Source organism: Sphingomonas larreae, from assembly GCF_051400595.1.
Lineage (GTDB): Bacteria > Pseudomonadota > Alphaproteobacteria > Sphingomonadales > Sphingomonadaceae > Sphingomonas.
Genome location: NZ_JBLFFI010000001.1, coordinates 1,189,964 through 1,210,408, shown reverse-complemented (window position 1 = coordinate 1,210,408; position 20,445 = coordinate 1,189,964). Strand labels below are relative to the sequence as shown.

Annotated in this window: 27 protein-coding genes and 1 tRNA gene; 9 read left to right on the top strand and 19 right to left on the bottom strand. The window is 71.5% G+C overall.

The features are described 5' to 3' along the window. Positions 1-1,416, bottom strand: coding sequence for a sigma-54-dependent transcriptional regulator (locus tag ACMGDM_RS05445; protein ID WP_436803083.1), 1,416 nt, complete (start codon positions 1,414-1,416; stop codon positions 1-3). A 146-nt stretch (positions 1,417-1,562) separates the two neighbouring features. Here ACMGDM_RS05445 and ACMGDM_RS05440 point away from each other — a divergent pair, with 146 nt between their 5' ends. The 6 genes from ACMGDM_RS05440 to ACMGDM_RS05415 all read left to right on the top strand — a co-directional run bounded on the left by ACMGDM_RS05440 (position 1,563) and on the right by ACMGDM_RS05415 (position 6,200). Continuing rightward, a complete protein-coding gene (locus ACMGDM_RS05440) occupies positions 1,563-1,697 on the top strand; it encodes an aa3-type cytochrome c oxidase subunit IV (protein WP_436803082.1) in 135 nt (44 codons plus the stop codon). Between the two features lie 7 nt (positions 1,698-1,704). Continuing rightward, entirely contained in the window at positions 1,705-2,832 is a 1,128-nt protein-coding gene (locus ACMGDM_RS05435; protein ID WP_436803081.1) for an NAD(P) transhydrogenase subunit alpha, read from the top strand. Positions 2,833-3,100: 268 nt separating this feature from the next. After that, on the top strand, positions 3,101-3,448 hold the full coding sequence (locus tag ACMGDM_RS05430; protein ID WP_436803080.1) for an endonuclease domain-containing protein: 348 nt from the start codon (positions 3,101-3,103) through the stop codon (positions 3,446-3,448). Further along, positions 3,448-3,744 (top strand): NAD(P) transhydrogenase subunit alpha part 2, encoded by a 297-nt coding sequence (locus tag ACMGDM_RS05425; RefSeq protein ID WP_436803631.1) that lies wholly within the window; start codon positions 3,448-3,450, stop codon positions 3,742-3,744. The genes ACMGDM_RS05430 and ACMGDM_RS05425 overlap by 1 nt, the downstream gene beginning before the upstream one ends. A 31-nt stretch (positions 3,745-3,775) precedes the next feature. Continuing rightward, on the top strand, positions 3,776-5,272 hold the full coding sequence (locus ACMGDM_RS05420) for an NAD(P)(+) transhydrogenase (Re/Si-specific) subunit beta (RefSeq protein ID WP_436803079.1): 1,497 nt from the start codon (positions 3,776-3,778) through the stop codon (positions 5,270-5,272). A gap of 4 nt (positions 5,273-5,276) precedes the next feature. Then, positions 5,277-6,200 carry a winged helix DNA-binding protein gene (locus ACMGDM_RS05415; RefSeq protein ID WP_436803078.1) on the top strand — a complete coding sequence of 308 codons (924 nt, stop codon included), beginning with the start codon at positions 5,277-5,279 and terminating at the stop codon, positions 6,198-6,200. 13 nt (positions 6,201-6,213) lie between these two features. Here ACMGDM_RS05415 and ACMGDM_RS05410 read toward each other — a convergent pair whose 3' ends face one another. Further along, entirely contained in the window at positions 6,214-6,423 is a 210-nt protein-coding gene (locus ACMGDM_RS05410) for a DUF4287 domain-containing protein (protein ID WP_436803077.1), read from the bottom strand. Positions 6,424-6,555: 132 nt separating this feature from the next. On the opposite strand from ACMGDM_RS05410, the gene ACMGDM_RS05405 reads away from it, so the two are divergent. After that, a tRNA-Val gene (locus tag ACMGDM_RS05405) sits at positions 6,556-6,631 on the top strand. An 87-nt stretch (positions 6,632-6,718) separates the two neighbouring features. Here ACMGDM_RS05405 and ACMGDM_RS05400 read toward each other — a convergent pair. From ACMGDM_RS05400 to ACMGDM_RS05345, 12 genes are all read right to left on the bottom strand, one after another. Next, the gene (locus tag ACMGDM_RS05400; RefSeq protein ID WP_436803076.1) at positions 6,719-6,859 is read right to left on the bottom strand and encodes a lmo0937 family membrane protein; all 141 of its coding nucleotides are present in this window, start codon (positions 6,857-6,859) and stop codon (positions 6,719-6,721) included. Positions 6,860-6,920: 61 nt separating this feature from the next. Continuing rightward, positions 6,921-8,249, bottom strand: a complete 1,329-nt coding sequence (locus ACMGDM_RS05395; protein ID WP_436803075.1) for a PQQ-dependent sugar dehydrogenase — start codon at positions 8,247-8,249, stop codon at positions 6,921-6,923. Positions 8,250-8,747: 498 nt separating this feature from the next. Next, positions 8,748-9,662, bottom strand: coding sequence for a hemolysin family protein (locus ACMGDM_RS05390; RefSeq protein WP_436803074.1), 915 nt, complete (start codon positions 9,660-9,662; stop codon positions 8,748-8,750). A gap of 9 nt (positions 9,663-9,671) precedes the next feature. After that, positions 9,672-10,181, bottom strand: coding sequence for an rRNA maturation RNase YbeY (gene ybeY, locus ACMGDM_RS05385; RefSeq protein ID WP_436803073.1), 510 nt, complete (start codon positions 10,179-10,181; stop codon positions 9,672-9,674). Position 10,182: 1 nt separating this feature from the next. Next, positions 10,183-10,578 (bottom strand): type II toxin-antitoxin system VapC family toxin, encoded by a 396-nt coding sequence (locus ACMGDM_RS05380; RefSeq protein WP_436803072.1) that lies wholly within the window; start codon positions 10,576-10,578, stop codon positions 10,183-10,185. Then, entirely contained in the window at positions 10,575-10,832 is a 258-nt protein-coding gene (locus ACMGDM_RS05375; protein ID WP_436803071.1) for a type II toxin-antitoxin system VapB family antitoxin, read from the bottom strand. The genes ACMGDM_RS05380 and ACMGDM_RS05375 overlap by 4 nt, the downstream gene beginning before the upstream one ends. Positions 10,833-10,879: 47 nt before the next feature. Then, positions 10,880-11,881 (bottom strand): PhoH family protein, encoded by a 1,002-nt coding sequence (locus ACMGDM_RS05370; protein ID WP_436803070.1) that lies wholly within the window; start codon positions 11,879-11,881, stop codon positions 10,880-10,882. 128 nt (positions 11,882-12,009) lie between these two features. Beyond that, positions 12,010-12,891 (bottom strand): hypothetical protein, encoded by an 882-nt coding sequence (locus ACMGDM_RS05365; RefSeq protein ID WP_436803069.1) that lies wholly within the window; start codon positions 12,889-12,891, stop codon positions 12,010-12,012. A gap of 121 nt (positions 12,892-13,012) precedes the next feature. Further along, complete coding sequence (locus tag ACMGDM_RS05360) at positions 13,013-13,459, bottom strand: winged helix DNA-binding protein (RefSeq protein ID WP_436803068.1); 447 nt, start codon at positions 13,457-13,459, stop codon at positions 13,013-13,015. Next, positions 13,410-13,916, bottom strand: coding sequence for a hypothetical protein (locus ACMGDM_RS05355; RefSeq protein WP_436803067.1), 507 nt, complete (start codon positions 13,914-13,916; stop codon positions 13,410-13,412). The genes ACMGDM_RS05360 and ACMGDM_RS05355 overlap by 50 nt, the downstream gene beginning before the upstream one ends. Positions 13,917-13,961: 45 nt before the next feature. Next, entirely contained in the window at positions 13,962-14,252 is a 291-nt protein-coding gene (locus ACMGDM_RS05350; protein WP_436803066.1) for a hypothetical protein, read from the bottom strand. A 25-nt stretch (positions 14,253-14,277) separates the two neighbouring features. Further along, the gene (locus ACMGDM_RS05345) at positions 14,278-14,781 is read right to left on the bottom strand and encodes a LuxR C-terminal-related transcriptional regulator (protein WP_436803065.1); all 504 of its coding nucleotides are present in this window, start codon (positions 14,779-14,781) and stop codon (positions 14,278-14,280) included. Positions 14,782-14,982: 201 nt separating this feature from the next. Between ACMGDM_RS05345 and ACMGDM_RS05340 the strand changes: the two genes are divergently transcribed. Beyond that, complete coding sequence (locus ACMGDM_RS05340) at positions 14,983-15,453, top strand: DUF6456 domain-containing protein (protein WP_436803064.1); 471 nt, start codon at positions 14,983-14,985, stop codon at positions 15,451-15,453. A gap of 26 nt (positions 15,454-15,479) precedes the next feature. Then, positions 15,480-16,424: a diaminopimelate epimerase gene (gene dapF / locus ACMGDM_RS05335; RefSeq protein ID WP_436803063.1), complete on the top strand. Its 945-nt coding sequence runs from the start codon at positions 15,480-15,482 to the stop codon at positions 16,422-16,424. A gap of 243 nt (positions 16,425-16,667) precedes the next feature. On the opposite strand, the gene ACMGDM_RS05330 is transcribed toward dapF, so the two are convergent. The 5 genes from ACMGDM_RS05330 to ACMGDM_RS05310 all read right to left on the bottom strand — a co-directional run bounded on the left by ACMGDM_RS05330 (position 16,668) and on the right by ACMGDM_RS05310 (position 20,436). Beyond that, complete coding sequence (locus ACMGDM_RS05330) at positions 16,668-17,465, bottom strand: SirB1 family protein (RefSeq protein ID WP_436803062.1); 798 nt, start codon at positions 17,463-17,465, stop codon at positions 16,668-16,670. Between the two features lie 256 nt (positions 17,466-17,721). Next, on the bottom strand, positions 17,722-18,441 hold the full coding sequence (gloB, locus tag ACMGDM_RS05325; RefSeq protein ID WP_436803061.1) for a hydroxyacylglutathione hydrolase: 720 nt from the start codon (positions 18,439-18,441) through the stop codon (positions 17,722-17,724). Next, positions 18,441-18,893 carry a VOC family protein gene (locus ACMGDM_RS05320; RefSeq protein WP_436803060.1) on the bottom strand — a complete coding sequence of 151 codons (453 nt, stop codon included), beginning with the start codon at positions 18,891-18,893 and terminating at the stop codon, positions 18,441-18,443. Before ACMGDM_RS05320 ends, gloB begins: the two co-directional genes overlap by 1 nt. Positions 18,894-18,982: 89 nt before the next feature. Next, entirely contained in the window at positions 18,983-19,714 is a 732-nt protein-coding gene (locus ACMGDM_RS05315) for a tetratricopeptide repeat protein (protein ID WP_436803059.1), read from the bottom strand. Beyond that, on the bottom strand, positions 19,711-20,436 hold the full coding sequence (locus ACMGDM_RS05310) for an alpha/beta fold hydrolase (RefSeq protein WP_436803058.1): 726 nt from the start codon (positions 20,434-20,436) through the stop codon (positions 19,711-19,713). Before ACMGDM_RS05310 ends, ACMGDM_RS05315 begins: the two co-directional genes overlap by 4 nt. Positions 20,437-20,445: the final 9 nt, after the last annotated feature.

The following is a 20,445-nucleotide window of genomic DNA, read 5'->3' as shown; positions in this document are numbered from 1 at the left end:
TCAGGCGGCGCTGTCGATGCCGAGCTCGCCGAGCTTGCGATACAGCGTCGAGCGGCCGATCCCGAGACGGCGCGCCACCTCGGTCATCCGCCCGCGATAATGCGTGATCGCGAGCCGGATCAGGTCGGCCTCGATTTCGTCGATCGTGCGCAGATGGCCGTCCGGCCGGAACAGCGGCACGCCGCTCGCCTCGACGCCGCGGCCGGCGCTGCGCACGCCGCGCTGACCCAGCGCCGCGATCTGCGGGAAGTCGGCGCGGGTCAGCGTGTCGCCCTCGCACAGCACCGCGGCGCGGAACAGCACGTCCTGCAGCTGGCGCACGTTGTGCGGCCAGTCGTAGCTCATCAGCAGCATCACCGCGTCGTCGCTGATCTCGAGCTGGCGCAGGCCCGGCTGGGTGGCGATCCGCTCGAGCAGATGGCGCGCGAGCGCGGGAATGTCGCCGGCGCGCTCGCGCAGCGGAGGGATCACCACCGACACCGCGTTGAGGCGGTAGCACAGATCCTCGCGGAACCGCCCGGCGGCGACCTCGTCGAGCAGGCGCTTGTTGGTGGCGGCGATCACGCGCACGTCGACCGCGCGCGGGTGGCGCCCGCCCAGCGGCAGCACCTCGCCCGACTGGAGCGCGGCGAGCAGCCGGCGCTGCGCATCGAGCGGCAGGTGATCCACCTCGTCGAGGAACAGGGTGCCGCCATCGGCCTCCACCATCCGCCCGGTCTTGCGCTGGAACGCGCCGGGGAAGGCGCCTTCCTCGTGCCCGAACAGCGCGCTCTCGATCAGATTGGCGGACACCGCGCCGCAGTTGAGCGTGACCCGCGGCGCCGCGGCGCGCGGGCTGGCGGCGTGGATCGCCTCGGCGACCACTTCCTTGCCGACGCCGCTCTCGCCCTCGATCAGCACCGGCACGCGCGCGCGCGCTGCCTTGGCCGCGATCGCCAGCGCGGCGCGGAACTCGGGCGCGGTGCCGATGATCTCGTCGAACCCCAGCATCGCCGGAATCTTCTCGGTCAGCGGGCGCAGTTCGCCCGCCGCATTGGCCGCGACCGCGCGCTCGAGCGCCTGAAGCAGCCGCTCGGGCGCGAGCGGCTTGGCCAGATAGTCGGTCGCGCCCGCGCGCATCGCATCCACCGCCTGCGCCACCGAAGCCTCGGCGGTGAGCATCAGAATGGGCAATTGCGCGCGATAGGCACGCAGTTCGCCGATCAGCCGCGCCGGATCCCAGCCGGCATGGCCGGGATCCAGCAGGATCGCGTCGAGCTGCATGCCGTCCGGGGTGGCGAGCGTCGCCACCGCCGCGGCGGGATCGTCCGCGAACACCACGCGCCATCCGCCGCGCGCGGCAAGTGTCGCGACGACGCGACGCTGCGCGGCGTCCTCGTCGATCAGCATCAGCAGACGTTGTCCGTTGCGCGTCATGTCCGGCCTAACTGTCCCGTGGCTACCTGCCTATCGCCTAACCGTGGTGAGTAAAGGCGGGCTTAAGCTCGGACGAGTGATATTGCCTCCATGGGATGACGCAACTACGCTGGCACCGAAGGCAGCCAGCACAACGAGGAAAAAAAATGGCGGAGAGTGGCGCGGAGCGCGGTGACATCAAGGCGCACGAGGCGACCTATTCCGGCATGATCGGTCTGCTGAAGTACGGCGCCGTGGCCTGTTTCATCCTCGCCTTCTTCGTCATCTGGCTGATCGCGTAAGCGCCGCGTGAAGATCGCGGTCGTCAGCGAGCAGGCGCCCGGCGAGCATCGAGTCGCTGCCACGCCCGAGACCGTCCGCAAGTTCATCGCGCTCGGTGCCGCCGTCGCCGTGGAGGCGGGCGCCGGCGCAGGGGCGACGATCGCGGACGCGGATTACGCCGCTGCCGGCGCCGCGCTCGGAGACCGCACCGCCACGCTCGCGGGAGCGGCGATCGTGCTGGCGGTGCAGCCGCCCAACCCCGATTCGCTCGCCGGGGTGGCGCCGGGAGCCTGGGTGGTGGCGATCATGGCGCCGTTCGCGGACGGCGGCCGCGCGCGGGTCGAGGCCTATGCCGCCGCCGGGCTGGAGTCGCTGGCGATGGACCTGATGCCGCGGATCACGCGCGCGCAGTCGATGGACGTGCTGTCGTCGCAATCAAACCTCGCCGGGTACAAGGCGGTGATCGACGCCGCTGCCGCCTATGGCCGCGCTTTCCCGATGATGATGACCGCGGCGGGGACGGTCTCCGCCGCCAAGGTGTTCGTGATGGGCGTCGGCGTCGCCGGATTGCAGGCAATCGCCACCGCGCGCCGGCTCGGCGCCCAGGTCTCCGCCACCGACGTCCGCTCGGCGACGCGCGAGCAGATCCAGTCGCTCGGCGCCAAGCCGGTGTTCGTCGAGGCGGTGGCGGGTATCGAGGGCGAGGGCAGCGGCGGCTATGCCGGCGAGATGTCGCCCGACTATCAGAAGGCGCAGGCCGAGCTGGTATCGGCGCACATCGCCAAGCAGGACATCGTCATTACCACCGCGCTGATCCCCGGCCGCGCCGCGCCGCGGCTGGTCAGCGACGCGCAGCTCGCGACGATGCGGCCCGGCAGCGTGCTGGTCGATCTGGCGGTGGAGCAGGGCGGCAACGTCGAGGGCGCGGTGGCGGGCGAGACGGTGACGCGGCACGGCGTGCGCATCATCGGCCATCGCAACGTGGCGTCGCGGCTCGCGGCCGATGCCGCGGCGCTGTACGCGCGCAACCTGTACAATTTTCTCTCGACCTTCTGGGACAAGGAGCAGGCGCGTCCGGTGCTCGACGCCGAGATCGGCGACGCGGTGCGGCTGACGCGGGGCGGGGCGGTGGTGAACGCAAGGCTGCTGTCGTGACGGGGCGTGCGGGTGACGCGGCGCGGACCGTCGCGGGCGGGAATAGCTCAGCCCGCCGGACGCCCATGTTCCCGTGCGGATTAGGATGATGATCGCAGTCGACTCTTTTCATCCTCCCCTGAAAGGGGAGGTGGCGCGTGCAGCGCGACGGAGGGGTGTCGCGGGTCGTGAGTCCAGCGGCATTCACTCGCCGGGTCACCCCCCCGTCAGGCCTACGGCCTGCCACCTCCCCTTGCAGGGGAGGATCTAGGTGCTGCAGGGTCACGACGTGGTCGCGCCGCTCGCGCGCGCATTGCGGCAGACCATGTCGCTGCCGGAAGTCCTCCTCTGGCGCGCGCTGCGCGAACGACCCGCCGGCTTCAAGTTTCGTCGCCAGCACCCATCCGGCCCCTATGTCGCCGATTTCTGCTGCCATGCCGCGCGCCTGATCATCGAGATCGACGGCGAAGCGCGTGAGCGCGGCGACCGCCCCGCGCGCGACGCGGCGCGTGACGCCTGGTTCGCCGCGTGCGGCCTGCTCACCGTCCGCCGCTCGGCGGGCGACGTGCTCGACCTCGACGCCACCGTCGGGCACCTCGTCTCGCTTGCCGCTGCCCGCACCGCCGGAGAACAATGATGGACTTCGTTGCGATCCTGTCGATCTTCGTGCTGGCGTGCTTCGTCGGCTATTACGTCGTCTGGTCGGTCACGCCGGCGCTGCACACGCCGCTGATGGCGGTGACCAACGCCATCTCCAGCGTGATCATCGTCGGCGCGCTGATCGCGGGCGCGGCGGCGGGGAGCACGGGGTCGAAGTGGCTCGGGCTCGCTGCGGTGGTGCTCGCCAGCGTCAACATCTTCGGCGGCTTCGCAGTGACGCAGCGGATGCTCGCCATGTATAGGAAGAAGGAGCGGCCGGCACCGCGGGCTTAGTCGCAGCGCTGGTCGCGAGGGGGAGAACCACGTGGAGCATGTTGCGGGGAACCCGTGGGTAGCGCTCGCCTATCTGGTTGCGGGCGTATGCTTCATCCTGGCGCTGCGCGGGCTGTCCAGCCCGGCGACCAGCCAGCGCGGCAATCGCTTCGGCATGATCGGCATGGGCGTGGCGGTGGTGACCACGCTGGTGACGCACGTGCCGCTCACCGCCACGCTGATCGAGGGCGAGGATTATGCCGCGCTGATCGCGCGGGTGGATTATGCGGCGGCGTTCGAGATCGTGGCGGCGATCGCGCTCGGCGGGGTGATCGGCGTCGGCATCGCACGACGGATCGCGATGACCGCGATGCCGCAATTGGTGGCGGCGTTCCACAGCCTGGTCGGACTCGCCGCGGTGCTGGTCGCCGCCGCCGCCTTCCTCAACCCGGTGGCGTTCGGCATCGCGGTGCCCTTGCTATTCCCCGACGGCAGCGCGGTGGCGCTGATCAACCCGGTCAGCCGAATCGAGATGGGGCTGGGCGTGGCGATCGGCGCGATCACCTTCTCGGGCAGCGTGATCGCCTTCCTCAAGCTCAACGGCAACATGGGCGGCACGCCGATCCTGCTACCCGCGCGCCACGCGATCAACCTCGGCGTGCTCGCCGCGATCCTGCTGCTGGTGGCCTATTTTACCGTCGACCAGTCGCCCTGGGTGTTCTGGACGGTGACGGTGCTGTCGTTCGCGATCGGCTTCCTGCTGATCGTGCCGATCGGCGGCGCGGACATGCCGGTGGTCGTGTCGATGCTCAACAGCTACTCGGGCTGGGCCGCGGCGGCGATGGGCTTCACGCTCCACAACAGCGCGATGATCATCACCGGCGCGCTGGTCGGCTCGTCCGGCGCGATCCTCAGCTATATCATGTGCCGCGCGATGAACCGCAGCTTTGTCAGCGTGATCGCGGGCGGCTTCGGCGCCGAGACGGGCGGCGGCGCGGGCGGTGCGGCGGCGAGCGACCGCGCGTGGAAGCGCGGCTCGGCCGAGGACGCCGCCTTCCTGATGAGCCAGGCCGAGCAGGTGATCATCGTGCCCGGCTATGGCATGGCGGTGGCGCAGGCGCAGCACGTGCTGCGCGAGATGGGCGATAAGCTCAAGGCGCACGGCGTCCGCGTCAAATATGCCATCCACCCGGTGGCGGGGCGCATGCCCGGCCATATGAACGTGCTGCTTGCCGAGGCCAATGTGCCCTATGACGAGGTGTTCGAGCTGGAGGACATCAACTCCGAATTCGCGCAGACCGACGTGGCGTTCGTGATCGGCGCCAATGACGTCACCAACCCCGCGGCGAAGACCGATCGCAGCTCGCCGATCTACGGCATGCCCGTGCTCGACGTCGAAAACGCCAAAACGGTTCTCTTCGTCAAACGCTCGATGGGCGGAGTCGGCTATGCTGGAGTCGACAACGAGGTCTTCTACCGGGACAATACGATGATGCTGCTCGCCGACGCCAAGAAGATGGTGGAAGAGATCGTCAAGTCGCTCGACTGACGCGATGGCTACCCCCTACGATGCCGGCGGCGCAACTGCCCCGGCGTTCGCGCTCGCCTGCCACGAGGGTGCCGGGGCGCACGCCGCGCGCGAGGCGATCGCGCTGATCGGCGGCACGCTGGTGGCACAGAGCGCGCTTCCCGCCGCACCCGCCGCCTTCGCCGCGCTCGCCGGCGCGCCCGTGATCGTGCTCGATCTCGACGGCGCCGATGACGCACTCGCGCACGACGTCGTCGCCGCGATCGACGCGCTCGCCGCCGCGCGCGGCTGGCGCGTCGTGCTCGCCTTCACGCTGGCGCAGATCGATCCGGTGGTCGCCGCGCTGGGCGAGGAGAGCGGCGCGGTGCAATTGCTGTGCGCGCCCGATCGCGCCGAATGGATCGGCGCGCTCGCCGTCGCGCTGGCACGCGGCGAGGGGCGGGTGCGCGCGCCCGAGGGCGACGGGGCGCGGCTGGCGCGGCTCAGCGCCGAGGTGGCGCGGATCGCGGCGCTGCTCGCCGGCGCGGGCGAGCAGGCGGGCGGCGCCGAGCGCGCCGAGGACCGCCGCGTCACCTTCCAGCCCGCACCCGCGGCAGCGGTGACGATCAGCGCGACCGCGGTGCGCGACGTGCTGCGCGCGCGGCGGTTGCGCGACCGGTTCTTCGGCGACGGGCTGTTCGAGGACCCGGCGTGGGATATGCTGCTGGATCTCTATGCCGCGCGGCTGGAGGGTAGGCGCGTGTCGGTGTCGAGCCTGTGCATCGCCGCGGCGGTGGCGCCGACCACCGCGCTGCGCTGGATCGCGCGACTCAGCGAGCTGCGGCTGCTCGCGCGGACTCCCGATCCGCGCGACCGCCGCCGCGTGTTCATCGCGCTGACCGACGAGGCGGCGGACGCGATGCAGGCCTATCTGGGCGCGCTCGCCGAAGCGGGTCTGCCGCTGGCGTGAGCCGCGGGTCGGGTCAGCGCTGACCGGCGAGGACGTGCGCGACGATCGCATTGGCATGGCCGTGCCCCATGCCGTGGTCGCGCTTGAGCAGCGCGACCAGCTCCATATGCTTGGCGGGCAGCTGCGCGCGCACCCATTCCTGCCATTCCGCGATCGGGCGACCGTAGCGCTGCTCAATCGCGGGAAAGTAGGACGCGGGACCTTTGACCGGAGCGGTCGGCATGGCGGCATTCTCCACGGCGGGTGGAGCGCGATCTTGGCGCGGGATGGGGGTGTCGTGCAAGCCGTTGCGGGACGCTTCGCACTTGATCCCTATCCGAGCCCGTGTAGACAGCCGCGACCGGTGGCTTCCTCCGGGCGCTTAGCTCAGCTGGTAGAGCGGCTCGTTTACACCGAGTAGGTCGGCGGTTCGAACCCGTCAGCGCCCACCACCGTCGTCCCGCCTCATACGCCGGCGATCGCGCGCGCACCGCCCGATCGAGGCGCCGCCGCTCCGGGGGCACCTCAGCCCCCCGCCGCTAGCGCCGACCGGTGAACAGCTGCACCAGCCCCACCACCAAAGCGATCAGCAGCAGCAGGTGGATCAGCCCGCTGGTCAGATGGAAACTGAACCCCAGCAGCCAGAGCACCACCAGGATCACGACGATCGTCCAGAGCAATGGCCTTCCCCCGCCTTACCGCACCTGATCTCATCATAGAGCGGCGGCGCGGCGCGGCGGGTCAGCGCGCCGGCGCGACTCGCCAGATCGCGTTGCCGACGTCGTCCGCGACCAGCAGCGCGCCCGCGCGGTCGGTGATCACGCCGACGGGCCGCCCATGCGCCTCGCCGTCGGGGGTGAGGAAACCGGTGAGCACGTCGACCGGCTTGGCGTTCTTGACCGGCCAGCCCGCCGCGTCGAACGGCACGAACACCACCTTATAGCCCGACAGCGGCTTGCGGTTCCACGAACCGTGCTCGCCGACGAACGCGCCGCGCGCGAAGCGGTCGCCGAGCCGCGCGTCGCCCGCGAACGTCAGCCCGAGCGCAGCGACGTGCGGCCCCAGCGCGAAATCGGGCCGCTTCACATATTGCTGCAACTCGGGGTTCTTGGGCTCGACCCGCGTATCGACATAGCCGCCCCAATAATACCACGGCCAGCCGAAGTGATCGCCCAGCTCCACGGCGGTGAGATAATCGGGGACGAGGTCGGAGCCGAGCATGTCGCGCTCGTTCACCACGGTCCACAGCCGGTTGGTGCCGGGCACCAGCGCCATGCCATTGGGGTTGCGCAGCCCGGTGGCGAAGACGCGGAACGTCTTCTCCTTGGGATAGACCTGGAGGATCGCGGCGCGGAACTTCTCCTGCGCCAGCCCGCCCTCGGCGACGTTCGAGGCCGAGCCGACCGAGACGTACAACGTGCGCCCGTCCTCCGCCGCGATCACGTTGCGCGCCCAATGGTTGCCGCCGCCCGGCAGCTTGACGACCAGCTCGGGCCGTGCGGTGATCCGGGTCGCGCCCTCGGTGTAGGGCACGCGCACGAGCGCATCGGTGTTGGCGACGTACAGCTGGCCGCCGAGCAGCGCCATGCCGAATGGCGAGTGCAGCCCGGTCAGGAAGGTGGACCGCGTCTCCGCGCGTCCGTCGCCGTCCGCGTCGCGCAGCAGGGTGATGCGATCGGCCGATGCGCCGCCCGCGCCGACCTTGCCGAGCAGGTGGCGCATCACCCAGCCCTGGATCCCGCCGCCCTTGCGTGGCGGCGAGTTGGTCTCCGCCACGAGCACGTCGCCATTGGGCAGGCGATACAGCCAGCGCGGATGGACGAGCCCGGTGGCGAAGGCGGCGACGCGCAGCCCTGCCGCCGCGGTGGGCGCCTCGCCCGCCTTCCAGCCGATCGGGTCGGCGGTCTTCACCGTCGGCAGCATCTGCTCGCGCGGCGGCGTGATGGTCGGGCGCGCGCCCGTCACCGCGGCGACGTCGACCCGAGCGCTGTCGGGCCAGGCGAGATAGGCGACCACGCCGATCGCGACGAGGAGGAGGAGCCCGAGGACGGCGAGAAGGTGTCTGCGCATATGCGTGATGTAGGGGGAAGCCAGGGGCGGCGCCACCGTCGCGTGCGGCCTCGCCCGCCGGATCACGCCATCGCAGCGGCGATCCTGTCCGTGCCGGCGCACGATCCCGGCGAGGGGCCGACAGAGCGGCGTGGCCATGCCGATCGCGGCGGCAGGCGCTTCGTGCGGCACCTACAAGCGCGTGACGTGCACGATTGCCTTTCCGCTCTCGACGCCGGCGCGGCGTGGACATAACGACGTGGCGACGCGGCGGGGAGGCGAACTCGCCTCACAGCGGAGCTGGCTTCGAGACGGACGATGGGCCGCCGGCGTGGGGGGCACGCCGGCGGCCCCCGACCCAGCTGCCTGTCGGGCGACCCGAAGGGCTTACTCGGCCGGTTGCGCGTGGGAAGCGGCGCACCGCTCCCGAACCGTCTCCGTCCGGCTAGCCTATCGCCGACGCGCTTCGCAAGTCGCTGTGCCAAGGCGGCGATTTTTTACGGTGGCGGCGTCGCGCGATCAGGCGTCGACGTCCTCCGGCTCGGGCACCGGCGGATGCAGCCGCAGCCGGTTGATGCGGCGCGAGTCGGCGTCGACCACCTCGATCCGCCAGCCGCTCGGGTGATCGATACACTCGCCGGCCTCGGGGACGCGCCCGGCGAGCACCGCGGCGAGCCCGCCGATCGTGTCGACGTCGCTCTCCGCCTCGGCGAGCCGCGCGTCCACCGTCTCGCCGACATCCTCCAGCTCGACCCGCGCGTCCGCCTCCCAGGCGCCGCCGTCGAGCGGGACGAGCAGCACCTCGGGCGCATCGTCATGCTCGTCCTCGATCTCGCCGACGATCTCCTCGATCAGGTCCTCGATCGTGACCAGCCCTTCGGTGCCGGAATATTCGTCCAGCACCACGGCGAGATGACTGCGCGACTGGCGCATGTCGGCGAGCAGGTCGAGCGCGCCGCGACTCATCGGCACGTACAACGGCTGGCGGATCAGCGCCGCGATCGTCGCCGGCGGTTCGCCGCCGCGTGCCAGGATCGCGAACACGTCCTTGATATGGATGATGCCGATGATGTGGTCGAGGTTCTCGCGGTAGACCGGCAGCCGGCTCACCCCCGCCTCGGCGAACACCTCGACGAGATGCGAGAAGCTGGTGGCTTCCTCCACTGCGATCACGTCGGCGCGTGGTACGCCGGTGCCGCCGGCGTCGCGCTCGCTGAAATGGAGCAGGTTGCGCACCATCTGGCGCTCGAGCGGGGTGAGATCGCCCTTGAGGTCGGGCGCGGGATCTTCCTCGTAGCGGTCGATCGCCTTCTCGAGCACCTCGCGCAGCGTCGCCTCGTGCGGTTCGCCGAAGATGAGGTTGCGCAACCCCGACCAGATGCCGGGTTCGTGATGGTGGTCGCCGCTGCCGGCGGTACTTCGGTCGTCGGCCATCGCCGTCTGTCAGTCCTCGCGTATCACATAGGGGTCGGCGACGCCGAGGTCGGCCAGCGCGGCGCGCTCGATCTCCTCCATCGCGTCGCCCTCTTCGTCGGTCATGTGGTCATAGCCTAGCAGATGCAGCGTGCCGTGCACCACAAGGTGGGTGAAATGATCGCCGACCGTGATCCCGCGCTCCGCCGCCTCGACGACGCACACGCCATGCGCCAGCACGATGTCGCCGAGCAGCAGCTCGCCGTCGTCCGAATTCTGGCTGACGGTATCGAGCAGGTCGGGCTGCACCATCGGGAAGGACAGCACGTTGGTGGGCTTGTCCTTGCCGCGATACTGGCGGTTGAGCGCGTGCACCTCGGCGTCGTCGGCGAGCCGTACGCTCACCTCCACCGCGGCGGGGGTGGTGAGGAGGTCGCCGTTCGGGGTGTGGGCCACCGCGGCACGCACCGCGGCCAGCGCGCGCTGCTCCCAGGCCTCGTCGGGCCAGGGATCCTCGCGGGTGAGTTCGACGTGGATCATGTCAGGCGAGGTCCGTGTGCGAGAAATCGTCGCCCTTGTAGAGCAGGGCGGCGCCATGGGTCTTGGCGCAGGCATAAGCGAAACAATCGCCCATGTTGAGTCGGGCAGGGTGGCCCGAGCCTTTGCCGTAGCGCTGATAGGCAGCGAGCGCGGCGTCGAGTTCGTCCTGCGCGATCGCAACCATCTCCAGCCGCAGCCTGTTGGCCGTATGACGGACCTCGGCGAGGGCGGTGGCGAGCGGGATCTTATACGAATGCGCCAGCGCCGACACCGCCTCCCAGCACGCCATCGGCGACCAGAGCGCGCGATCGTGGCCGACGAGGCGGTCGAGCAGGCCCGGGCGATCGGGCTCCGCCTTGCAGATCGCGACGAGTGCCGAGGCGTCGACGAAGATCATCCTTCCGCTTCGTTCCAGAGACGATCGTAGAAATCTTTGTCGGCCGGACCGCCGGTCTCCGGCGGCAGGGGATGGTCGCGCCGCCACGCGTCGAGATCGGCGATTAGCATGGCCACGTTGGTGCGTTCGGGAAGGCTGCGCTCGAGCGCCACCAGAGCGCGCCGCACGGCATCGGTCTTGCTCGTCCCGAGCCGCCGCGAGACGCGGTCGGCCAGCGCGGCGGTCTCAGCATCCTTGATGTACAGCGAGGCCATTTCACCCTCTGGGATATCCTCTCACGTAAGAAGGATATCCCGCCGCATCAAGCCTCCCTGCCCTCATAGGCCTCCACGATCCGCCCGACAATCGGATGCCGCACCACGTCGCCCGCAGTGAAGCGGCACAAAGAGATGCCTTCCACCCCTTCCAGCCGGAAGGTGGCGTCGGCCAGCCCGCTCGCCGCCACGCCACCGGGCAGGTCGGTCTGGTTGGGATCGCCGCAGATCACCATCCGGCTGTTCTGGCCGAAGCGGGTGAGGAACATCTTCATCTGCGCGGGCGTGGTGTTCTGCGCCTCGTCGAGGATCACGAAGGCGTCCGCCAGCGTGCGCCCGCGCATGAAGGCGATCGGCGCGATCTCGATCTCGCCACTGGCGATGCGCCGCTCGACCTGCTCGGCGGGAAGGCAGTCGTGCAGCGCGTCGTAGAGCGGGCGGAGATAGGGATCGACCTTCTCCTTCATGTCGCCGGGCAGGAAGCCGAGCTTCTCGCCCGCCTCAACCGCGGGGCGCGACAGGATCAGCCGCTGCACGCTGCCCGAGATCAGCTGCGATACCGCCTGCGCCACCGCGATATAGGTCTTGCCGGTGCCCGCGGGGCCGAGCGCGAAGATCATCTCGTGCGAGGTGAGCTCGCGCATGTAATGCGCCTGCGCCGGGGTGCGCGGCACGATCGTCTTCTTGCGCGTGCGGATCATCACCGAGGGCGCGCCGCCGCCGGAATCCGCGCGAATGATGCCGTCGAGCACCGGTTCGGCCGCCATCGCGATCGCGGCGTCGACCAGCCCGGTATCGACCTCCTCGCCGCGCTGGATGCGATGGTACAGGTCGTTGAGCGTGTCGCGCGCGAGCGCGACCTGCTCGGCGGTACCCTCCAGCCCGACGCGGTTGCCGCGCGCGGTGATATAGACGCCCAGGCGGTTCTCGAGCGCCACGAGATGCTGGTCATATTGGCCGAACAGCTGGCTGAGCAGCTGGGGCTTGTCGAACAACAGCTCGACGCGGGAACGCTCGCCGGATTGGGCGGGAACGGGCTTGCGGCTCATGCGGCTCCTTGCGCGGCGCGCGGTGCGCCGGTGAAAGCGGGAGATAGGCGCGGGTGATGGCGGCGCAATGGCATCGCATGCGAGTGTGGCAGCGCACGCGCCCGGCGAACAAGCGGAATCGCCCGATGCTAACCGAAATCGAGCGATGGGGGCGTGCCGCGCCGATAGGCCGCGGCGGGATCGTCGAACGGGAACCCGTGCCGCGCCAGCGCGACCAGCTGGCGGCGGACGGCTGCATCGAGCTCGTCCGCGGCGGCATCGGAGCCGTCGCGCAGCCAGGCCTCGTCGATGCTCAGCCCCGCCGGCGTGGGAATGAGCGCCTGTTCCAGCCCGGCGAAGCGGCGCCGCACGGTGGCTTCGGGCAAGCCGAGCGCGGTGGCGGCCGCGCGCGGGCGGAGCGGCCGCAGCAGCGCCGCGGGGGGCACCGCCCCGATCGCGGCGTAGCGGCGCGCGAGCATCGCGTCGGCGGTGATCACCGCGGTGTTGCCCGCCAGCAGCGTGGCCAACAGCACGCGGTCGAGCAGCCGTGCGCAACGCGCCTGATCGGCCGCCGCTGCGGCGAGTGCGAGATCCGCGGTGGCGCACAGCCCGCGCTCCCAGGCATAATCGGCACGCGCGGTCGGCAGCGCCGGCACCGCCCCGACCGCGACGAGCCGCCCGACCGCCGTCGCCATCCGGTCGTGCGCCAGCGCGAGCGCGGCGGCGAGCGCGGGATCGTCCGTCGCCCCGGGCGCCACGAGGATGCCGCCGGTGATGCGCCGACAGCGCGCCGCGCCGGTGAGCGCGGCGACGTGGCGGCGCGCGGTCTCGAACGGAAGCCCGAGCGCTTCCGCCACTGCCAGCACGGGGGTGGGGCGCGCGCCGTCAAGCGAGCGGCGCAGCAGCAGCAGATAGATCAAGGCGCGTTCCACCCGCGCGCCCAACACGGGCAGCAGCGCAGCGGTGACTCCGGCGAGCAGCTCGGCGAGCAGATAGCGGGTCGCGCGGGCTGGGGAGGGATCGCCGGTCACGCCGCGCAGCGTCGGCGCGCCGTCGTCGCCCGTCCAGCGCCTCGCGCCGTGATGGGTCAGTGCTCGCCGGACTCCCGGCAGGCTGAAGCCGGCGCGGCGGCGCGGCGGGCGCGATCGTCGCTCACCCCGGGCCGGCCCAGCTGCTGGCCAGATACAGTTCGATCGTGCGCAGCCCCTTCTCGCTGAGCGTCACCAGCGAGCGGCGGCGATCGTCGGCGTCGGCGCGGCGCACCACCAGACCGCGCCCCTCCAGCTTGCCCAGGCAGCGCAGCGCGGTGCTGGGCGGCACCGCGGCGCCGATGCAGGCGCTCGACACCGGCACCAACGTACCGCGGCCGTGATGGATGTAGAGGTCGAGCAGCATGTCCCACGCCGCCTCGCCGAACAGGTCGGCCCCGAACAGCCGGTCGCGCGTGCGCCGTTCCTGATACATCAGCTCGGCGCGTTCGCGCAGACCCGGCGCGGCGGTGGGCTGCTGCGTGTCCTTCGCGCGCAGGCGCTCGAGCAGCCGCTCGATCTCACGGATCGCGGAGCCCAGCTCCTCGCGTGTCGTCGGCTCGTGTCTCATCGCGCGTCGCCTGACGCTGGAACGTCCAGTCGAATTCGCGCGCGCCCGCCAGCACGCGCCGCCGGTGCCGCGCCACCCCGATCGCGAGCAGCAGCAGCCCGGGATAGGCGAGCCACGCAGCGACGCGCGTGTAGACGATCGGCAGCACCGCGGGATCGTAGGCACGCACCCCGTGGGTGGTCACCGTCAGCGCGTGGAAGGCGGTGAGATACAGCGGCCAGAAGCGGTCCGCGGTGAGGCTCACCGCGATCAGCCCGGCGAGCAGCGCGCCGTCGATCGCGACCCGCTGCCACTCGACATGGACATAGGTGTATCCCGGCACATGCGGCAGCAGGTAGGACGCGAGCGCTGCCAGCAGCAGCAGCGCGGCGGTCCAGCGTTCCGGCGCGCCACCACGCCGGAACGCATACAGGCAGGTGCCGAACAGCACCGCGGCGAAGACGAGCACTCGCGTCATCGGCCGCTTTCCCCCGGGGGTCGGTCACGCGTGATCCGCCGCGACTCAGCCGGCGATCGCCACGCGGGGATCCTGCTTGTCGGTGTCGCCATACAATTGCACGTCGATGCCGCGCGCCTTTGCCAGCGCCTCGAGCAGGCGGTGGACGTCCGCGGTGGCCGCCTGCGCCGCGCTGATCTGCACCGCGACGTCGCTGATCCCGGCGCGGATCGACTTGCCGACGATGGGCGCGATATTCTGCTCGAGCCGCGCGTCGATGAGCGCCGCCATGAGCCGGCCGGTGACTGCGAAGGCACGATCCTCGAGCACCTCGAGCTCGCGCAGCAGCGTCGCCACCGCCTGGACCTCGGTCGAGAGCCGCTCACCGCGCGAGCTGGGCGACGACGTCGCTGAGGGTTCGGACAAAGAGAGCGAAAAGACCGAAACCGGTGACGAGGGCGAACATGATGACGCCGAGCCAGAAGAGACGCTGAGCGATTGTGAGGTCATTACCATCCCCTTTGCGGAACGGCAGCCGCAGCGCGCCCGGGGCGTGTGTCGTCGCCCGCGGTTCGGCCCGGCTGGCCGGTGCCGGTGCATCATTGCCCGGCAGGGACGGTTCTGGCTCGGGCGGCGGGACGGTGTCGCCCACCGAGAAGCGACCCCTCGCATCGGGGTGGGTGGCCTCGAAGGCGGCCAACGCGGCCGCCGCGGCGGGACGGCCGCCGACGCCGAGCAGCGCGGTCGCCTCGGTGAGATAGCCGCTGGCGGTATTCTCGGAGATGGCGAGCGCGCGCGCGATCTCCTTCACGCGATAGCGCTGGTGATAGAGGCGCAGGCATTCCCGTTGCCGGGTCGTCAGTTTGGCGAATCGATCCGGCGACATGGCTCCGATTTGGGTTAGCGCGCGGGATTAGTCATCAACCAAGATGCGCGACCCGTATCGTGCCGGAGCGCGGTGAAGCAGGCATGGGTCCGCGGCCGAACGCCTCCATCGTTTCTCGCGCGCCGGCCCGCGCCCGTCGCCTGTCCTACAGCGTCCAACTTCTGCGACCCCCCGCGCGCCGATCGGACGAAGGGACACATGATGCGGGACTTGGTTGAGCAGGTGATCGATGCGGCGGGCCGGCGCGGCCCGGCGGCGGGCGGGGCACGGCGCGGGCGCACCGTAACGGTGAACCGGCGGGAGTCGCCGCTGGCGTGGCTCGCCGCGCGCGGGCTGGTCGACGCGCGCCAGGCCGAGGCGGGCGAGCGGCTGCGCGCCGACTATGAGCGCGCGCAGCTCGCGCCGGCGGTGACGATGCGCTGGGCGCCGCGGGTCGACAACGGCCGTGTCGCCGCGCTCGACCCCGGCGAGGCGCAGCTCGCCGCCAAGCGGCGGTTCGATGCCGCGGTGGGCGCGGCCGGGCGCGGGCTCGCCGACGTGCTGTGGCGCGTGGTCTGCGCGGGCGAGTCGCTGCCCGACAGCGAGCGCGCGCTGGGGTGGCCGGCGCGCAGCGGGCGACTGGTGCTGTCGCTCGCGCTCGACCGGCTCGCGGACCATTACCGCTTGCCGTGATCGCGCCGCGCGAACACATAGGCGCGATGCAGCTGCGCTTCGTCAAATGCCATGGTTCGGGCAACGATTTCCCGCTGATCGATGCGCGCGACGCCGCGCTCGCCGGCACTGACTGGGGCGCGGTGGCGCGCGCGCTGGCCGATCGCGCCGGTCCGGTCGGCGGCGACGGGCTGCTCCTGCTCACCGCCGGAGACGCGCGCGCCGCCTTCGGCATGCGGATGTTCAACAGCGACGGCAGCGAGGCCGAGACCTGTCTCAACGGGCTGCGCTGCGTCGCGCGCGCGGGCTTCGCTGCGCTGGGTCTGGAGCGCGCGACGGTGCGGCTCAAGACCAGCTACGCGGAGGTGGCGCGCGCGGCCGATCTGGCGCCGGGCGTCTACACGATCGCGGAGACCGCCGGCCCGGCCTCGCTCGACGCCGCGGCATGGCCGCTCCGCGACGCGCCCGCACGGATCGTCGACGCGCCGGTACCGTCGCTGGCGAGCGCGCGGCGCTTCACCGCGGTGGCGATGCCCAATCCGCATCTCGTCACCTTCGTCGACGCGATCGACGAGGCCGAACTGGTCGCGGTGGGGCAGGCATGCGAGGCGGCGCCGGCCTGGCTCCCCCAGCGCGCCAACGTGTCGTTCGTCGAGGTGCGCGCGGCGGACACGCTGTTCGTCCGCACCTTCGAACGCGGCGTCGGCCTCACCGACAGCTGCGGCAGCGCGATGGCGGCTTCCACTTATGCCGCGGGGCTGACCGGACGCGTGGCGTTCGACCGTGAGCTCGTCGTGCTCAACCGCGGCGGGATGGTGCGCGCGCACGCCGGCGCGGACGCGATGGTGACGCTGTTCGGCAACGCCACCTGGGAGTGGGAGGGCGTGGTGACGGTCGACCCGCTACGCGGCACCACCGGCGCGCTGACGGTGGAGCGCCGCGCCGAAGACGAGGTCGCTGCATGGACGCGGGTGGTGGAGGGGGTGCGCTAAGAGCGGACCGTCTCCTCGGCGCATCTTCGCTCCCGGGAAAGATCCCTCCGTGACACTCTTCCATCATCCCGGACTTGGTCGGGATCCACTTCTCCGCGCAAGCAAGGCTTTCGAAATCGGGCACGGTGGATCCCGATCAAGTCCGGGATGACACCTGGTGAGGAGCGGCCTGGGCGTTCCACAAAGCGATCCTGAAAGGGATGGCTTGGTGGCCCCCTCCCGTTCAGGGGTGGGTGAGCCGCCTCACTCGGGGCCGAGCTGTTCCAGCAGGTCGGTCACGCGCCCGCGCAGGTCGGCGTCGCGGGTGATCTCCAGGATCGCGCCGAGGCTGCGGCGCGCGGCGGCATGGTCGCCGTCGACCAGCTCCAGCCGGGCGCGCTCCCACCAGCCGTGCGGCTGGTCCGGCGCGAACACCGTCATCCGCTCGTAGAGGTCGAGCGCGCGGCGGCCCTTGCCCGCCAGCTCGGCGCGCGCGGCCTGGTTCTGCAACAGCCGCACCAGCACCGCGCGATTGGGCATGGCCGCGACATGCGTCACCGCGCGCCCCGGCCGCGCCGCCTCGAGCAGCGCGGAAAGCCGCTCAGCGCCGACCCGTCCGCCGCCGGTGAAGGGGTCGACGATCACCGGCTCGCTCTCGGCCTCGATCAGCACCAGCACGTGGCCGGGCACGTCGAGCACGTCGGCGCTCCAGCCGAGCCGCCGCGCCGCCGCGACGTAGAGGATCGCCAGGCTCACCGGCAGGCCGCGGCGGCGCTCGAGCACCTGGAGCAGATCGGCGTTGGCGGGGTCGTCGTAGCTCGCGCTGTCGCCGACGAAGCCGAACTCGCCAGCGATCACCTCGGCGAGCGCGCCGGCGCGCTCGAGCGAGGTCTCCGCGTCGGCGCCGGTGACGTCCAGCCGAGTCGCGATCGCCTCCAGCAGATCCTGCGCAGGGGCGGGATCGGCGTCGGGGTGGTCGAGCAGCGCGAGGAGCAGGGCGGCCTCGTCGAGCACGATGTCGTCCTCGTCGATCAGGCCGAGGCGAATGAGATCGTCGTCCATGGCTACTGAGATGGGGTCGCGCGCAGCGTCCTGCGAGGGGGTGGGGCGCGTGACATGCGAGCGGACGCGCGAATCGTCCCCGCTCGCGGGAAGGGCGACCATCGCGCAGCGATGGTGGAGGGGGTGCCTCCGCATGCAAAAAGGTGCGTGTGCGGGAATCCCTCTCGACCACCACGCTAACGCGCGGCCCGCGGGCTTTCCCGTGCTCCCGGCTCGCCCGCCCGCCCTTCCCCCGCGAGCGAGGAGCATCTGCCCCTCAGAACGAGTCCTTCGCCGCGCGCCACCGCGCGAACGTGTCCACATCCGCCGCGCGCAGGAACGGGTTGGTCGCCAGTTCGGCCGCGATCGTGGTGGGCACGGTGGGCTCGTCCGCGGCGCGGGCGCGGTCCACCGCCGCCATGCGCGCCACCAGCGCCGCATTGTCCGGCTCGACCGTCAGCGCGAAGCGGCCGTTGCTCTGGGTATATTCGTGACCGCAATAGACCGCAGTGTCTCCCGGCAGCGCGGCGAAGCGGCGCATGTTGGCATGCATCTGCGCGGCAGTGCCTTCAAACAGCCGGCCGCAACCGAGCGCGAAGAGCGTGTCGCCGGTGAAGATCGCCGCATCGTCGGCGAAGTGGAACGCGACATGCCCCGCGGTATGGCCCGGCACCTCGATCACGGTGGCGCGGTGCTGGCCGAGCGTCACCGAATCGCCCTCGCGGACGCCGCGGTCGAGCGGGTCAATCCGCGCCCGCTCCGCCTCCGGACCGGTCACCGCCGCGCCGGTGGCCGCCGCCACGGCGGCGCTGCCGCCGCTATGGTCGCGATGCCAGTGCGTGATCCACACCTGATCGATGGTCCAGCCGCGCTCCGCCGCGGCGGCGAGCACGGGCGCCGCTTCGCCCGGATCGACCACCGCCGCCGCGCCGCCGCTGGCATGGACCAGCCAGCTGTAATTGTCCTGCAGCACCGGCACGCGGACGATCTCGAGCATCACCACGTCCCCGTATTGGGCATCGACGCCCAGGGCTCGGCCGGAGCAAGGGGCTCACCCGCCTGCAGCAGCTCGATCGAAATTCCGTCGGGCGTCTTCACGAACGCCATGTTGCCGTCGCGCGGCGGCCGGTTGATCGTCACCCCGGCGTCGGCGAAGCGCTGGCACGCGGCGTAGATATCGTCGACGCGATAGGCGAGATGGCCGAAATTACGGCCTCCGGTATATACCTCGGGCGCGCTGCCGTCCTCCGCCGGCCAGTTGTAGGTCAGTTCCACCTCGGCGCGGCGATCGCCGATCGCGGCGTCCGCGGCGCTGGCGAGGAAGATCAGCGTGAAGCGCCCGGCCTGATTCTCCATCCGGCGGACCTCCTCGAGCCCGAGCAGCCGAAAGAAGGCGATCGTCGCGTCCGGGTCGCTGACGCGGATCATCGTGTGGAGATATTGGGTCATGTCGCCTCTTTCCTGCGAACGTGGGGCTTGCCGGGCGGGTGATATGGGGGCGCGCGGCGGCGATGGAACCGCCGGACACGCCGGCGCCGCTATGGGGCGAACTGGGTCAGCGCCTGCGCCGCGGACTGGCCCGCGGGTGCGTCCGGGGCGAGCCGCACCGCCTCCTGCCACGCCGCCTTGGCGCGATCGGCGTCGCCGCCCGCCGCGGCGATGTTGCCCGCTTCGAGCTGGACCGAGGCATCGTCGCCGGAGCGGCGCAGCGCCTGCGCGATGTCGGCGCGTGCGCGCGACAGGTCGCCGCTGCGCCGCGCCAGCGTTGCCGACAGCAGCCAGGCGAGCGGATCGTCGCCCGCGGTTGTCAGCGCCTGATCCAGGTCGGCGCGCGCCGCGGCGGCATCGCCCAGCGCCACCAGCGCGCGGGCGCGATCGAGATGCGCCTCGCCGCGCTGGAGCTCCACCAGCGTCCCCGCTGCCAGCGCGGCGTCGAGCGCGCCGCGCGCCTTGGCGGCGTCACCGGCGGCGAGCCAGGCGTTGCCCGCCTGTGCCCAATAGTCGGCGGCGTGCGAGTCGTGCGCCAGCTCGGCGCCGCGCGCCGCCTCGGCGAAGGCGGCGCCGGCCTCGGCGTAGCGGTCCTGCGCCGCCAGCGCGAGCGCGAGGCACGCGCGCAGCCCCGCACCGCCGCGCCGCGCGCGCGCCTCAGCCGCGGCCGGATCACGCCGCGTTTCCGCGCGGCAGCTGGCGGTGGGATCCGGGCCGCTCACGCCAGGCGGCGTCGCGGCCTGCGAGGCGGCGACGAGCAGCAGCGCGGCGAGCGGGATCATGGCACCACATCCTCCACCGCGCGGATCAGCAGCGCAAGATCGTCCTCGCGCGACAGGCGGTGGTCGCCGTCCTTGACCAGCCAGGTCTGAACGTGCGGCGAACGGATCAGCTCGGCGAGCCGCGCGCTGCGATGCCATGGCACGTCCGCGTCGGCCTGGCCGTGGAGCAGCCGCACCGGCCCGTCGAAGGCGATCGCGCCCGCCATCACGCGGTTGGCTTCGCCTGACTGCCAGAAGCGGCGCGTGTAGACGGTCGGTGCGGGACCATAAGGATTGGGTCGCTCGAGCCGGCCGTGCTCGAGCAGATAGAGTTTCTCGTCCTGCGAAAAGCCCCAGTCGGTAAAGTCGGGCGCGGCGGCGATCCCGACCAGCGCGGCGATCCGCGCCGGGCGCGCCAGCGCGGCGAGCAGCATCAGCCAGCCGCCCATTGACGAGCCCACCAGCACCACCGGCCCCTCGACATGATCGATCATCGCCAGCGCGTCGTCGCGCCAGTCCGCCAGCGACTGGTCCTCGAACGCGCCCTCGGAGGCGCCGCAGCCGCCGTAATCGAATCGCAGGAACGCCTGTCCGCGCGCCGCCGCCCAGGCCTCAAGCGCAAGCGCCTTGGTGCCGGTCATGTCCGAGGCGTAGCCGGGGAGAAAGACGATCGTCGGCGCGGTACCGGCGCTGTGGTGATAGGCGAGGCGCGGGCGCGCGCGGGGGGCGGTGACGATGCTCATGAACGGTCG